Source organism: Janthinobacterium aestuarii, from assembly GCF_046113285.1.
Lineage (GTDB): Bacteria > Pseudomonadota > Gammaproteobacteria > Burkholderiales > Burkholderiaceae_D > Janthinobacterium.
On the sequence record NZ_CP142524.1, the window covers coordinates 2,017,766 to 2,031,984 of the forward strand.

The window sequence follows — 14,219 nt, forward strand, 5'->3', positions numbered from 1 at the left end:
AAATTAATGAAAGATAATCGCGGGAAAAAAAATTCGTATTCTGAAAATTCTGCAGATAAAAAAATGACCGGTTTTTTGCTGCCCTTGGAAGATAACCGTAGTTCAACGTTACGTTTGGGTTGAGCATGAAAAAGTATAAAAATTTTCCCCTTCCCCTGTCATTTTTTATCACGGTAGTTATCCTGAGTTTCTCTTTAGGCGCCTGCAAAATGTCGAACGACACGAAAGAAGTCTTGCCACGCAACCAAAGCCTGCCCCTCTTCAATCCCCATGTAGCGGATTTTATCTGTGAAACCGAGGCGAGCAAGGTGCCTCCGATCGATGCGCAAGCGGAGGACTGGTTCCTCGAAGCACGCGCCTTGGAAGATCCAGAAATTTTCGTGGAAGACCGCGATTACAAAAAAATCGTTGATCTGACGCGTCAGGCAGCAGAGCGATTGCACTGGAAGGCGATGCTCAATCTGGCCAGCCTGTATGTGGAAGGGCGCGATCCTGTATATGGTGAGGAAGAAGCGGTGCAACTGGTGGAAAAGGCTATGCGTTTGGGCATACCTGCGGCTTATGACCGGATGGGAACCTATTATGCGAACAGTACCGGCGTCAATGGCGACATCACGCGTGCCTATGCCTTCTGGCAAAAGGCGGCGCAGATGGGAAATCCGCAAGCGATGGCATTTTTGGCGGATAAATTAAATGTTGGACCCGCCAGTGAAGGGGCGGGCTATTGGTCCAATATTCCCGTCGCGACAAAAATGCTGGAATGTGCATTTGGGCAAGGATATGGTCCCGCAGCATTTGATTTGCATTATTTGTATGTATCTCCACGGGCTGCCAATGGGAAAATAAATGGCTCGCGTAACGCTGAAACAAAAAGTCGTGCATTAAAGGTGTTGCATGAAGGTGTTAAGTTTGGTTGTGAGGATTGTGCAAATGCATTGGCAATTGAATTCGGTTCACCTTTTGATCTTGCCGATATGCTGGTGCCATATGTAGACAAGGCTCGTGGAGAGCGATATCGTATGCTTAGTAACGCCCTCGGCTTCAACCCCAATCGCCGCTTTCCCAACCTTGATAAAATATTGCCATTACCACCGGCCGATCTGCCGCCGTGGGATGGTCAACGAAAGAGCCTGCTCGACGCCGCCATGGGTGTCCGTCCGCCGCCAGCCACCCCGCAGCCAAGCGCCTCCTCGTTGTTGCAAAAACCATATTTCCTGGCCGCCGACTATGCGCTGCGTCCCACCGGCTTGCACAGCGACGCGCCGACTGCGCCGTTTTCCGCATACTGGCAACCCGTCCAAGGGCAAGGAGTGACGGAAGCGGCCCGGCTATTTCGCAAAGGCGAAGAGTTCCGCCATTTCAGCGTGCTCGATGCCGCTGGAAAGAGCCGTTACGGCCCCGTGACATGGGAGCAGTGCCTGACGATACGGCACAACCATGGGGCAGTGGAACCGCGCGCGGCGCGCGGTTTGCTGCGCGAGGTGGCGCGGCCCGAGCCATGGTTGAGCTGCGCTTGCGGGCAAGCCTGTCCGGTCAGCGGCGTCTGGCAACCGTGGGTGGCGGCCGACCATCCGCTGCAGGCCATCGTCAACCAGTACTGGCGCCAGGCGTGGCTGAACCAGGGCGCGCCGTTCCCTCTACCGCGCCGCGACTGGCTGCTCGATTTGCCTGACGACGAGGTGACGTGGCATTTGATGGACGCGTCCCTTCCTGATCTTGGGTAACGCAATGCCGTAGCGATGGAGCACGCAATGATTTGGAATCAATCCAGCATGGCTGCCACAAGAGGACGCCTTGCGTCGCTTATTGTCTTGTGCTGCCTGCTTGCCTGCAAAATGCCTAACGACAAAGTCCTGCCACGCAACCAAAGCCTGCCGCTTTTCAATCCCCATGTCGCGGACTTTATCTGTGAAACCGAGGCAAGCAAAGTGCCGCCCATCGATGCGCAAGCCGAGGACTGGTTTCTCGAAGCGCGCGCCTTGGAAGATCCCGAAATTTTCGTGGAAGACCGCGATTACAAAAAAATCGTCGCTCTGACGCATCAGGCGGCAGAGCGATTGCACTGGAAGGCGATGCTCAATCTGGCCAGTCTGTATGTGGAAGGGCGCGATCCCTTGCATGGTGAGGAAGAAGCGGTGCAACTGGTGGAAAAGGCGATGCGGCTCGGGATTCCGGCGGCCTATGACCGGATGGGAACGTATTATGCGAATGGCACGGGTGTTAATGGCGACATCACGCGTGCCTATGCCTTTTGGCAAAAGGCGGCGCAGATGGGTAACCCGCAAGCGCTGGGTTTTTTAGGAGAAAAACTCACTGCGGGGAAGGATTATCCAGGTGCTGAAATGTGGGGGAATATTCCTGTGGCAATCAAGATGATGGAGTGCGCGCTGGGGCAGGGATATGGCCCATCTGCATATGATTTATCTTATTTATATGTTGTAGTAAGAACGCCTGACGGCACGTCTGATGGGGAAAGAACAACTGAAACCAAAGAACGTGCTTTGCAGGTATTACATACCGGAGTAAGGCTGGGCTGCGAGAAATGCGCAAACAAACTCAAGATTGAATTCGGCGATCCGTTTGATCTTGCAAATATGCTGGTCCCGTATATTGATAAGGCGCGAGCGGAACGTTACGGCGTACTTAGTCGTGCCCTCGGCTTCAACCCCAATCGCCGCTTTCCCAACCTCGATAAAATCCTGCCATTGCCACCGGCCGATCTGCCGCCCTGGGATGGTCAACGAAAGAGCCTGCTTGACGCCGCCATGGGCGTCCGCCCACCGCCCGCCACCCCGCAGCCAAGCGCCGCCTCGCTGTTGCAAAAACCATATTTCCTGGCCGCCAACTATGCGCTGCACCCCACCGGCTTGCACAGCGACGCGCCGACTGCGCCGTTTTCCGCATACTGGCAACCCGCCCAAGGGCAAGGAGTGAAGGAAGCGGCCCGGCTATTTCACAAAGGCGAAGCGTTCCGCCATTTCAGCACGCTGGATGCTGATGGAAACAGTCGTTATGGCCCCGTGACGTGGGAGCAGTGCCTGACGATACGGCACAACCATGGCGCCGTGGAACCGCGCGCGGTGCAGGGTTTGCTGCGCGAGGTGGGGCGGCCCGAGCCTTTGTTGAGCTGCGTTTGCGACCAGGTCTGTCCGATCAGCGGCGTCTGGCAGCCGTGGGTGGCGGCCGACCATCCGCTGCAGGCCATCGTCAACCAGTACTGGCGCCAGGCCTGGCTGACCCAGGGCGCACCGTTCCCGCGACCGCGCCGCGACTGGCTGCTCGATTTGCCTGCCGACGAGGTGACGTGGCATTTGATGGATGTGTCCCTTCCTGATCTTGGGTAACGCAATGCCGTAGCGATGGAGCACGCAATGATTTGGAATCAATCCAGCATGGCTGCCACAAGAGGACGCCTTGCGTCGCTGATTGTCTTGTGCTGCCTGCTTGCCTGCAAAATGCCTAACGACAAAGTCCTGCCACGGAACCAGAGTCTGCCCCTCTTCAATCCGCATGTCCCTGATTTCATTTGTGAAATCGAATCGAACAAGGTGCCGCCCATTGATGCGCAAGCCGAGGACTGGTTTCTCGCAGCACGCGCCTTGGAATATCCTGAAATTTTCGTGGAAGACCGCGACTACAAAAAAATCGTCGATTTGACGCGTCAGGCGGCAGAGCGATTGCACTGGAAGGCGATGCTCAATCTGGCCAGCCTGTATGTGGAAGGGCGCGATCCTTTATATGGTGAGGAAGAAGCGGTGCAACTGGTGGAAAAGGCAATGCGGCTGGGCATACCGGCGGCCTATGACCGGATGGGGACGTATTACGCGAATGGCACGGGTGTCAAAGGCGACATCACGCGTGCCTATGCCTTTTGGCAAAAGGCGGCGCAGATGGGTAACCCCCAAGCGCTGGGTTTTTTAGGAGAAAAACTCACTGCGGGGAAGGATTATCCGGGTGCTGAAATGTGGGGGAATATTCCTGTGGCAATCAAGATGATGGAGTGTGCACTGGGGCAGGGATATGGCCCATCCGCATATGATTTATCTTATTTATATGTTGTATTAAGAACGCCTGACGGCACGTCTGATGGGGAAAGAACAACTGAAACCAAAGAGCGTGCCTTGCAAGTATTACATACCGGAGTAAGGCTGGGCTGCGAGAAATGCGCAAACAAACTCACGATTGAATTCGGCGATCCGTTTGATCTTGCAAATATGCTGGTTCCGTACATTGATAAAGCGCGAGCGGAACGTTACGGCGTACTTAGTCGTGCCCTCGGCTTCAACCCCAATCGCCGCTTTCCCAACCTCGATAAAATCTTGCCATTGCCACCAGCCGATCTGCCGCCCTGGGATGGTCAACGAAAGAGCCTGCTTGACGCGGCCATGGGCGTCCGCTCGCCGCCAGCCACCCCGCAGCCAAGCGCCGCCGCGCAGTTACAAAAAACCTACTTCCTGGCTGCCGGCTAGGCGCAGCGTCCCGCCGGTTTGCCGTCCCGGCATCGCTCGCACTGTACACGCGCCACGACCTGCCGCATGGGCTGCGCCACGTATAATTCCGCGCACTATCCACCGCTATTCTTTTTCGACAGGTTCCCATGCCCCAGACTCCCGATTTGCCGCCGGATTGGCACGCGTTTGAAACAGCCTATGACGTTGAAGCAACCTGGTTCAGGCTGGCCAATGCCTCGCTGGCGCTGCTGGGCGCGTCCGCTTTCAAGGATCAGGCATTTTCAGCCTTTGCCTTCAACGCCGTATCGTTCCCGTCCATTTCGCTGAGCTTTGACACCGATCCCGGTAACAGGGCGCGCGATTACTATCCTCCGGACTGGTCGAACGAGTGCATGGAAGCCGATGTGCCGGAAATCGGGCAACTATGGGAAGAGGGCCACGCAAGGATCGAAGGCGCGTTGAGCGAGCTGATCGACGCTGCCGATGACGAGCTGCTCTGCGCCATCGAGGAAGGCTATCTGCACAGCCTCAGGAAAACCATGGTGCGGCTGGAAACGTGCCATGCTTTCGAGCAGATCAAGACGTGCGCGCCGTTCTGGACGGTGGTCACGCAAGTCGATGCCGATACGGATGAAGAGGAGCGCCTGCTCGACCAGGTGCGCCAAGGCCTTCTGGTGTAAGCGCTATATCAGGGCTTGCCACGCCCTGACTTCTTCGTCCGTGAGCGCCGGCCCCCAGCCGCCGCGCAGCGCCGCATCGTGCTGCGCATAGTGCCCAAGCTGCGGCACGGCGACGTCATGCCTGGCACAGATATCAAGGACGGCTTCCAGCTGGCGCCTGCTGGCCGCAAGGTCATCGCCATGCCAGGTACAGGCGCTCGTTTCCAGCACATGCTGCGCCAGTGCTTCCAGCGTGCCCAGCAGGTGCCCCGGCAGTGCCGCGCGCACGTCTTCCGGCCAGGGATCGCCCATGCCCGTGACAGCCAGGGAAGCAAAGCCCCGTTCCCAGGCGGCAAACTCACCAGGCGCGAGCTGCGCCACTTTCCACACGTGAGCGGCGAACGCGGACAGGGCAGGATGATCCACATCAAAGCGCCGGCAAAAGCGTTGCAGGCACGTGACGGCAAGGCATTGCCTGGCGATCACGGAGAGCGTGTCTATCGAGATGTTGTGCATGAGTCAAAAGCTCCTGACGGCGGCGCCTGCCGCAGTGCCTCCACCGGCAACTGAAAAAAGCGCGGCACCATGGCCGGCGACAGCGCGTCGCCACCGTCCGCCATGGCCAGGCGGCCGCTCAGCAGCAGCATCACGTAGCCGTGGCCCAAGGACCAGCCGGCGCTGGCGGCGGCCTTGTCCCAGCGCGGGTCGAGGCCCGCTTCGCGCACGGCCGCGCCTGCCGTCTGCAGCACATATTGAAAGCACGCTTGCGCCGCTTCCTGCAGGGCGGGGAACTGGCGCACGTCCTGGTGCTCGAACATCAGCCGGTAGTGGGCCGGCGCGGCCAGGGCGAATTCGATGTATTGCTGGCCCAGCAATTGAAAGCGCTGTTCGGCCGGCAAGCTGCCCGGCGGCGGCAGCTGCGTTTCCCATTTCTGTATCAGGCTGGCGAAGCCGGCCGCCGCCACCTCGGCCAGCAAGGCTTCCTTGCTGGGGAAGTGGCGGTACACGGCGGCGACCGAGACGCCCACCGTGCGCGCCAGTTCGCGCAGCGAGAGGGCGGCGTCATGCTGCTGCGCCAGTTGCGCGATGACGGTGGCGACCAGGGTGTCGCGCAAGTTGCCGTGATGGTAGGTGCTCGTTGTTGTCATTCGATGTTATCGCTGTTCACATTGTCGTGTATGATGGGCATGTTATCACTGAAAACATGGAGAGCACATGCATGAGATGAACATTGCCGTCCGCACCGTGGACTTGCCGCCAGGCGCCAGCATCGCCCCGCTGTATCCCGGCAGCAACCTGGCCGACGCGTACGCCGTCGATTTGCCCACCGCGCAGGCGCGCCAGATGGACATGCAGAGCCTGGCGCGCCAGCTGCTGGGCAAGCAGCCGGGCTGGGCGCGCAAGCTGATGGTGCTGCGCGACGCCATCGTGGCGCGTTTCGGCATCCGGACGGCAAAACAGATGGAAGCGCGGCCCGGCAAGCGCATCGGCATCTTCCGCATCTATGCCGTCAGCGACGACGAGATTATCCTGGGCGAGGATGACAGCCATCTGGACTTTCGCCTGTCGGTGCTGCGCAACCGCGACGCGGGCCGCCATGGCAACGTGACCGTCTCCAGCGTCGTGCATTGCCATAACCGGGTGGGGCGTGCCTATATCCTGCTGATCCGGCCGTTTCACAAGCTGATCGTGCGGCATTCGCTGGCGCGGGCGGCCAGGGCAGGCTTCGCCTGAGGCGGGGAGGGGCGGACGGCAAGGGCAATCTTGCTTATTCATGGCCGGTATTGCATACTGCACCACCAGCCTCATCACGATTCCCATGAACGATACGCTTCTCCTGCTGGGTTTTGCCACCACGCCGCTTGAACTGATTTCCTTTGTCCTGGCACTGACAACCGTTGCGCTGAACATCCGCCAGAATCACTGGGCGTGGCTGTTCGCCATCATTTCCTCGGCCGCCTACGGTTTCGTGTTTTTCGAATCGCGCCTGTATGGCGACATGGCCTTGCAATTGCTGTTCATCAGCGTCTCGTTCTGGGGCTGGTACCAGTGGCTGCATCCGGCCAGCGGCGGCAAGACCCTGCCCGTCACGCGGCTGGGCATGCGCGGCTGGCTGGGCAGCGCCCTGGCGTGGCTGGCGGGCTTTGTGCTGCTGGCCTGGCTGCTGACCTCCACCGACACGGACGTGCCTCACGCGGACGGTTTCCTCACGGCAGGCAGCCTGGTGGGGCAATTCCTGCTGTCGCGCAAGAAGCTGGAAAACTGGATCGTCTGGATCGTCGTCGACGTGCTGTACGTGTGGCTGTACCTGCACAAGGACCTGACCCTGACGGCTATCCTGTATGCCGTGTTTGTTGTCATGGCCACGATCGGCTTGCTGGCGTGGAAAAAAGCGGCGCCGGCCGCGCCCGATGCAATGGTCCTCAAGTGATGGACCGCTGCGTGCGCGTGGCCATCCTGGGCGCGGAATCGTCGGGCAAGTCGACCCTGGCGGCCGCGCTGGCCGAGCGCTACGGCACCGTCTGGGTGCCTGAGTATTTACGTGAATTCGTCGCCACGCAGGGCAGGGTGCCTGTGGCGGAAGACCAGTATGAGATTGCGCGTACGCAAGTTGAACGCGAAGCGGCCGCGGCCGCACAGGCGCGCAACTTCCTGTTCTGCGACACGACGCCGTTGATGACGGCGGTCTACAGCCGCCATTATTTCAATGGCGCCGATGCGCAACTGGCGGCGCTGGCCGCCGGCCATCAATACCACGCGACCATCGTGACTGCTCCCGACAGCCCCTGGACGCCAGACGGTTTGCAGCGCGAATCGGAAGCCGTGCGCCAGCTGATCTACCGCTATCTGCTCGACGAGCTGGACGCGCGCGGCATCGCCTACCTGCTGGTCAACGGTCCACTCGCGCAGCGCTTGAAGCAGGTTGACGGCTGGATGGCGAGGGCTGCGGCAGTCCTGCAGCGTTAAGGCCTGCCAATATGCTGGTGCAGGAATGCTTCCAGTTTCCGATACATCGCGGTGGCGTTGCGCGTCTTGTAAAAGCCATGCCCCTCGTCTTCCACCATCATCCATTCGGGCGCGTTATTGGCGGCAATCAGCGCCTTGCGCATCAGCTCGGCCTGCACGGGCGGCGTGGTCTCATCCTTGTCGCCATGGATGAGCAACACCGGCACCTTGATCCGCTGCGCTTGCTGGCTCGGTGAAATGGCATCGAGTTCGCGTGTATCCTCGCCCAGATAGTCCTGGAACTCGCGCCGCACATACTTGAGGCGGCGCGTCATGGGGGCGTCCTGCAGCAGCTTCAGTTCATACGCGCCGGCATAGCCAATCGCGCATTTGAAGGCGCCAGGCGCACGGACAGGCAGCATCATGGCCGCATACGCGCCGAAGCTGGCGCCATACGAACAGACGCGGCTGGCATCGACTTCACCCTGCGCCAGTACGGCCGCGAGGCCGTCGAGGATGTCATCCTGGATCAGCGTACCCCATTGGCGATAGCCGGCGCGCCGGAACCGCTCGCCGCGACCATCGGAGCCACGGTAGTTTACCTGCAGCACCGCATAGCCGCGGCTGGCAAGGAATTGGGCGTCGCTATCGAAATACCAGGTGTCGGCGATGCCGTGCGGGCCGCCATGGGGCATCACCACCAGAGGCAGCTTGACGCCGGGAGCATGCTTCGGCATGGTCAGGTAGCCATGCAGGTCCAGTCCGTCACGTGCCTTGAAGGCAATCGGCCGGCGCGGGGCCATCTGTTCCGGATCGATGTCGGCCATGGTCGCATACAGCAGGTCGGCCTTGTTGCTGGCTTTGTGATACAGGTAATAGCTGCCCGGATCGCGGTCGTTGGAAACGGCAAACAGCAAGGTGGCGCCATCGTCCGTGAAATTGATGAACTGGACATGATCGTCCGGAAACGAGGCGCTCAATTGCTGGTGCAGTCTGGCGCTATCGCTGGCAGGATCGACGTACACGGTGCGTGGCCTGCCGATGTCGATGACGACGGCAAATGGCGTGTCGTCGGGCGCCAGCATGGCAGTTCTGACGTCGCCGACGGCATCCTGCGCCAGGACAGTTTGTTTGCCGCTGGCAAGTTCTTGACGTATCAGCGAATACGGGCCGTTATCGTTGTTCTGAAAGGCGAAAAACGCGCTGTCGTCCGGCGTGAACTGGAATGGAATGAAATTCCTGCCTTTCTGCATCGTATGCAGACGCCATTCGCTGCTGGCATCGTCATAGCGATACAAGATGGGAGTGAGCTCGTCGTTCCAGCCATAGGCAAAACGTGGCACCTGATTATTCTGCAAGATGTAACTCAGCCGCGGCGCAGCAATATTGGCGATCAGCTTGCGCACGCCCTGTTTGCTGTCCACGTCATACAGCATCGAGCGATCGCGATCCCAGTCCTGGGCGGACAGAAAGACATGGCCCGTGCGCGGCCGGGGAATGGTATTGATATAGGCGTAGCCATAATCATCCTGATACTGTCCGCGGCTTGATGAGCGAAACATTTCATAGCCATACAAATATTCCTGCTTGTTGCCGTCGAGGTCAAAGGCGAGGATTTCTCCCGTCGACATGGGCTTTTCGAGGGAGCCTTGTTCCTCGCCCTTGCGCATGACGAGGCGCCGGTTGTTCAGCCAGAAGTAGCTCATCGGCACTTCAAAGATACGCAGGCGCAGCGTGCCGACCAGTTGCATCTCGGGCAGGCTGTAGATCCCGATGGTGGGAACCATGCGTTCACCCTGGGGAACTTGCACCGTCACGGCCAAATGCTTGCCATCTGGCGAAAGCCGCAGCTTACTGACGGCATCGCGCTTGGTGAAGTGTTCGATGGGGATGAGTCGCTCTGCCGACCAGGCAGCGCTGGCCGCCAAAGTCGGGAACAGGACGGCGACGAGAAGGGGCAAGGCGCGTGGCAATGTAGGCATCGGCAAGGGTGGGTAGTTGCAAATAATGATATTTATTGTAGCAATAAAATCAATTCCTATTAGGAAATATTTCCAGCTTCCTCGCCATCCTCGCCGTCGTCCCCGTGCCAGGTCTCTTGCGCCCTGGATCAATCTTTACAGAAATTAAAAATCGAACTGCGCCGACACCTTGAACGTGCGGCTGGCGCCCGGATACAGATAGCCGTCCGATTCCGGCGTCACGTCGCGCCAGTAGAACTTGTCGGCTACGTTGTTGACGGCGGCGCGCAGCACGGCGCGCGTGCCGGCGATGCGCGTGGCGTAAGCGGCGCCCAGGTTGAACACGTGGTACGACGGCACGAAGGTCGTGTTGTTGTACTCAAACGCTTTCTTGCCCGCATATTCCCAGCTGCCATTCACGCTCAGGCCCGCCACCTGTTGTACGGCGTAGTCCGCATGCACGGCCGCCTTGAAGGCGGGCACGTTGGGTACGCGCTTGCCGTCGAGGTCCGCATTGCCCGTGCCCGACTGCTGGCTGTTCAGGGCCGTCACGGAAGCGCCCAGGCTCAGGTTGGCGCTTGCCTTGCCTTGGGCCGACAATTCCAGGCCGCGGTGCTGGGCCTGGCCTTCGCGCACGAAGTAGCCGGCCGTGTTCTGGAATTCCAGGCCTTTGCGGATCTGGAACAGGCTGGCCGCCAGCATGAAGTCCGGCGTCACATCCATCTTGGCGCCGAGTTCGATCTGCTTCGAGCGGCTCGGTGACAGTTCTTCATTGGCATTCATCGCCTTGCGGTCGGCCGTGCCGCCATGTTCCATGCCCTGCGAATAGGCCGCATACACGGACACATTGTCGAGCGGGGTGTAGACGAGCGATACATTCGGCAGCAGGAAATCGTGCTTGGCGCGGATTTCCGTGTCGGCCTTCAGCACGTACTGGTAGCCATCGACATTGATATGGCGCAAGCCGCCATGCAGTTTCCAGTTCGGCGCCAGGCTGACGATATCCTGCACGAAGACGGAGTTTTCCGTATCCTTGCGCACCAGGCGCACGGGGCCCGTGACGCCGGGCGACGTGCCGACGATCTGCGGCTGGTAGATGTTGCTCACGCCGACCCAGTCGTACACGTACAGGCCGGCGCGGTCCTTGCGGCGGAAGGTCGAGACGCCGGCCGTGAGTTCATGGCGCAGGGAGCCGGTGGCGAACTTGCCCTGGATCATGGCTTGCGCGCTCAGCGGTTTTTTCGTCTCGCCCAGGCTGCGGTAGTCATACACGTCGTAATCGCCATTGCCGCAGAAGCCGGGGTACAGGTCCTGTCCGCTGCAGCCATACGGGAAGGCCGTGTAGTCGTCGCGCTTGAACGAGTGCTGGTTGGCCGACACGGTGGCGTGCCAGTCGTCATTGAAGGCGTACTGGAAGCGCAGGCCGATATTGCTGGTGACGGTTTCCACGGGGCGCGTCCACGGCTGCAGGTTGAGCATGGCGTCGGCGCTGATGCCGGTCGGCAAGGTCTTATTGTTCAGCAGCTGGAAGCCGGGCGCCGTCGCCTGCGCCTTGTCCTGGTAGTCGGCGTCCAGTTGCAGCAGCGCTTGCGGCGAGATTTGCCAGTCGAAGGCACCGGAAATGAACTTGCGGTTGCCGTCCGCGCCCTTGATGTAGGAGCGCAGGCGCTCGGCTGCCACGTTGACCCGGTAGCCGAACCGCGTGTCTTCCATGCGGCCGCCCAGGTCGACGGCGCCGTACAGGGTGCCCCGCTCGCGCGTTTCCACGGTGACCGTGCGCAGCGGCGCGGCGGTGGGGCGCTTGACGATGAAGTCGATCACGCCGCCCGGCGCGGCCACGCCTGCCTGCAAGCCGGCCAGGCCTTTCAGCACTTCGATGCGTTCCTTGTTTTCCAGCGGAATTTGCGTGTCGCCAGGAATGGCCACGCCATCCTTGCGGTAGCTGGAATTGTTGTCGAGCTTGAAGCCGCGGATCGTGAACTGTTCCGCATAGCCGACGGCGTTGTAGGCATCGTTGATGCTGGCGTCGAGCTTGACGGCATCGCTGAGATTGCGGATTTGCAAGTCCTGCATGTCTTTCTGCGAAATGACGGTGACGGACGCGGGCGTCTGCAGCAGCGGCGCATCGCTGAAACCGCCCACGGAGGCGCGCTTGGCGGCCGGCGCCTTGCTGGCCGTGACGACGACTTCGGCCATGCTTTGCGCCTGCGGGTCGGCCGCTTCGGTGGTGTCATTCGCGGCGAAGGCAGGCGCGGCAAACGCGTGCAGGATGGCCAGTGTCAGGACGGAAACAGATAAATTCGGTGTGGACATAGATTGCTCGTGGTTCAAGCCGTCTCGGGAAAGAGCACGGCAGGCTGCTTGTTCGGCTGGCGCCAACGCAGGAGCTATCAAAGGAGGGAGGTACTTTGCGCTTTCCTTCGCTGGCATTATCCAGATCAGGTACGAAGGGTATCTCTCACCCGGATGACTGCTCCAGGACCCCTAGCGAAATGACAGCTTAGCATGAAGCACGGCCAGCTGTCCCACCCGGCTGACCGTTTTACAACAGTGTCGACGAAATCTACAGACTCAGTTCGAGCACCTTGCGGCTGACGGCGGGCGTCACTTCGCGCTGTTCGCCCAGCGCCGTCATGCCGTGCGCTTCCAGGGCGGACACGACGGCGTCCACGCTCGCGTGGTTCAGACCGTAGTCGGCCAGGCGCGTCTTGACGCCCATGTGGCGGAAGAAGAATTCCGTGCGCGCGATGGCCGCCTCGATGCGGCCCTCTTCGTCGCCGCCATCGAGGCCCCACACGCGGGCCGCGTATTGCAGCAGCTTGGCGCGCTTGGCCTGCTTGCGCACGCGCAGCATGCTGGGCAGGATGATGGCCAGCGTCTGCGCATGGTCGAGCTCGTACAGGGCCGTCAATTCGTGGCCGATGGCGTGCGTGGACCAGTCCTGCGGCACGCCCACGCCGATCAGGCCGTTCAAGGCCAGGGTGGCGCTCCACATCACGTTGGCGCGCACGTCGTAGTCGTCCGGGTGCGACAGGGCTTTCGGGCCTTCCTCGATCAGCGTCAATAAAATGCCTTCGGCGAAGCGGTCCTGCACGGATGCGTTCACGGGATAGGTCAAATACTGCTCCATCACATGCGCAAACGCATCGACGACGCCATTGCCCACCTGGCGCAGCGGCAAGGTGAACGTCTTCGACGGGTCCAGCACGGAGAATTTCGGATACACCTTGCGGCTCATGAACGAGCGCTTTTCCTGCGTGGCCTTGCGCGTGATCACGGCCGAGCCATTCATTTCGGAACCCGTGGCCGGCAACGTCAACACGGTGCCGAAGGGCAGGGCGGCTTCGACGATCTTGCCGCCTTTGGCCAGGATGTCCCACGCTTCGCCTTCATGCAAGGCGGCGGCGGCGATGAACTTGGTGCCATCGACCACGGAGCCGCCGCCGACGGCCAGCAGGAAATCGATGCGCTCGCTTTTCACCATGGCCACGGCCTGCATAGGGTTTCATAGCTGGGATTGGGTTCGATGCCGGCAAATTCCAGCACCGTGTGGCCGGCCAGCGCCGCCCTGACTTCATCGTAGACGCCGTTCTGCTTGATGCTGCCGCCGCCGTAGGTCATCAGGACCCGCGCCTGGGGCGGGATCAGGCCGGCGATGGCGGCGATCTGGCCCTGGCCGAAGAGGATTTGCGTCGGATTGTAAAAGTCGAAATTGAACATGGGGCTCCTGCTGCCGAGGTATAGGCTGTTGCTGAGCCATGATTATGGCCGAACGGGTGAAATCGTGTCGTGGACGCTTGAGCTTTTCGCCCGCGCGGTGGAGAATGCAGCCGATGTCACCACCACGCGAAAAGGAATGCGCATGACCACCGTCCCACTGGAAGAATCCGGCTTGCCGGCCACCGCGCTCGACATGCACCGCGCCATCGGCGCCACCATCGCCGCGCTGCAGGCGCTGGACTTGAACAGCCAGCGCTTCGAGGCGTGCACGGACCCCGAACTGCGCCGCGTGCTCGCGCATGCGGGCGACACGAGCCGCAAGGAAGCGGCCATGCTGCTCGAATGGATGCGCCGCCGCGACGCGCGCCTTGATGCGGCCATGAAAGAAGCGCTGTTCAAGGCGGGGCCAATTGTTGCTCAGTATCACTATGACGAGAAAATATTGTAACTATTGGTTTGTTGTTGTGGCGTACCATGCGCCA

The 14,219-nt window shown here is 60.4% G+C and carries 12 protein-coding genes, 1 pseudogene and 1 riboswitch; of the genes and pseudogenes, 8 read left to right on the top strand and 5 right to left on the bottom strand.

Annotation, left to right across the window (positions count from 1 at the left end; all coding sequences use genetic code 11):
* Nucleotides 1-125: 125 nt before the first annotated feature.
* The 4 genes from OX462_RS09065 to OX462_RS09080 all read left to right on the top strand — a co-directional run bounded on the left by OX462_RS09065 (nt 126) and on the right by OX462_RS09080 (nt 5,131).
* The gene (locus OX462_RS09065; protein ID WP_409028228.1) at nt 126-1,724 is read left to right on the top strand and encodes a tetratricopeptide repeat protein; all 1,599 of its coding nucleotides are present in this window, start codon (nt 126-128) and stop codon (nt 1,722-1,724) included.
* A 27-nt stretch (nt 1,725-1,751) separates the two neighbouring features.
* Complete coding sequence (locus OX462_RS09070) at nt 1,752-3,344, top strand: tetratricopeptide repeat protein (protein WP_409028229.1); 1,593 nt, start codon at nt 1,752-1,754, stop codon at nt 3,342-3,344.
* A 27-nt stretch (nt 3,345-3,371) separates the two neighbouring features.
* Nucleotides 3,372-4,469, top strand: coding sequence for a tetratricopeptide repeat protein (locus OX462_RS09075; RefSeq protein WP_409028230.1), 1,098 nt, complete (start codon nt 3,372-3,374; stop codon nt 4,467-4,469).
* Nucleotides 4,470-4,597: 128 nt separating this feature from the next.
* Entirely contained in the window at nt 4,598-5,131 is a 534-nt protein-coding gene (locus tag OX462_RS09080; RefSeq protein ID WP_409028231.1) for a hypothetical protein, read from the top strand.
* Nucleotides 5,132-5,134: 3 nt separating this feature from the next.
* Here the strand turns inward: OX462_RS09080 and OX462_RS09085 are convergent, their stop codons facing one another.
* Complete coding sequence (locus OX462_RS09085; protein ID WP_409028232.1) at nt 5,135-5,626, bottom strand: hypothetical protein; 492 nt, start codon at nt 5,624-5,626, stop codon at nt 5,135-5,137.
* Nucleotides 5,608-6,258, bottom strand: a complete 651-nt coding sequence (locus OX462_RS09090) for a TetR/AcrR family transcriptional regulator (protein WP_121670043.1) — start codon at nt 6,256-6,258, stop codon at nt 5,608-5,610. The genes OX462_RS09085 and OX462_RS09090 overlap by 19 nt, the downstream gene beginning before the upstream one ends.
* A gap of 67 nt (nt 6,259-6,325) precedes the next feature.
* Here OX462_RS09090 and OX462_RS09095 point away from each other — a divergent pair, with 67 nt between their 5' ends.
* The 3 genes from OX462_RS09095 to OX462_RS09105 all read left to right on the top strand — a co-directional run bounded on the left by OX462_RS09095 (nt 6,326) and on the right by OX462_RS09105 (nt 8,077).
* Nucleotides 6,326-6,844, top strand: a complete 519-nt coding sequence (locus tag OX462_RS09095) for a DUF2867 domain-containing protein (protein WP_070224024.1) — start codon at nt 6,326-6,328, stop codon at nt 6,842-6,844.
* 85 nt (nt 6,845-6,929) lie between these two features.
* Nucleotides 6,930-7,541 (top strand): nicotinamide riboside transporter PnuC, encoded by a 612-nt coding sequence (pnuC, locus tag OX462_RS09100; protein ID WP_070224181.1) that lies wholly within the window; start codon nt 6,930-6,932, stop codon nt 7,539-7,541.
* Nucleotides 7,541-8,077 (top strand): ATP/GTP-binding protein, encoded by a 537-nt coding sequence (locus OX462_RS09105; protein WP_409028735.1) that lies wholly within the window; start codon nt 7,541-7,543, stop codon nt 8,075-8,077. The genes pnuC and OX462_RS09105 overlap by 1 nt, the downstream gene beginning before the upstream one ends.
* Here the strand turns inward: OX462_RS09105 and OX462_RS09110 are convergent.
* From OX462_RS09110 to OX462_RS09120, 3 genes and pseudogenes are all read right to left on the bottom strand, one after another.
* Entirely contained in the window at nt 8,074-9,984 is a 1,911-nt protein-coding gene (locus OX462_RS09110; RefSeq protein WP_409028233.1) for an alpha/beta hydrolase family protein, read from the bottom strand. The two genes, OX462_RS09105 and OX462_RS09110, sit on opposite strands and share 4 nt — an antisense overlap.
* Before the next feature lie 198 nt (nt 9,985-10,182).
* Nucleotides 10,183-12,330, bottom strand: coding sequence for a TonB-dependent siderophore receptor (locus OX462_RS09115; RefSeq protein WP_409028234.1), 2,148 nt, complete (start codon nt 12,328-12,330; stop codon nt 10,183-10,185).
* A gap of 85 nt (nt 12,331-12,415) precedes the next feature.
* Nucleotides 12,416-12,513: riboswitch (TPP riboswitch) on the bottom strand.
* 67 nt (nt 12,514-12,580) lie between these two features.
* Nucleotides 12,581-13,737 (bottom strand): annotated as a pseudogene (locus tag OX462_RS09120) (iron-containing alcohol dehydrogenase).
* Nucleotides 13,738-13,879: 142 nt separating this feature from the next.
* Here OX462_RS09120 and OX462_RS09125 point away from each other — a divergent pair.
* Nucleotides 13,880-14,185, top strand: coding sequence for a ferritin family protein (locus tag OX462_RS09125; protein ID WP_070224179.1), 306 nt, complete (start codon nt 13,880-13,882; stop codon nt 14,183-14,185).
* Nucleotides 14,186-14,219 lie beyond the last annotated feature (34 nt).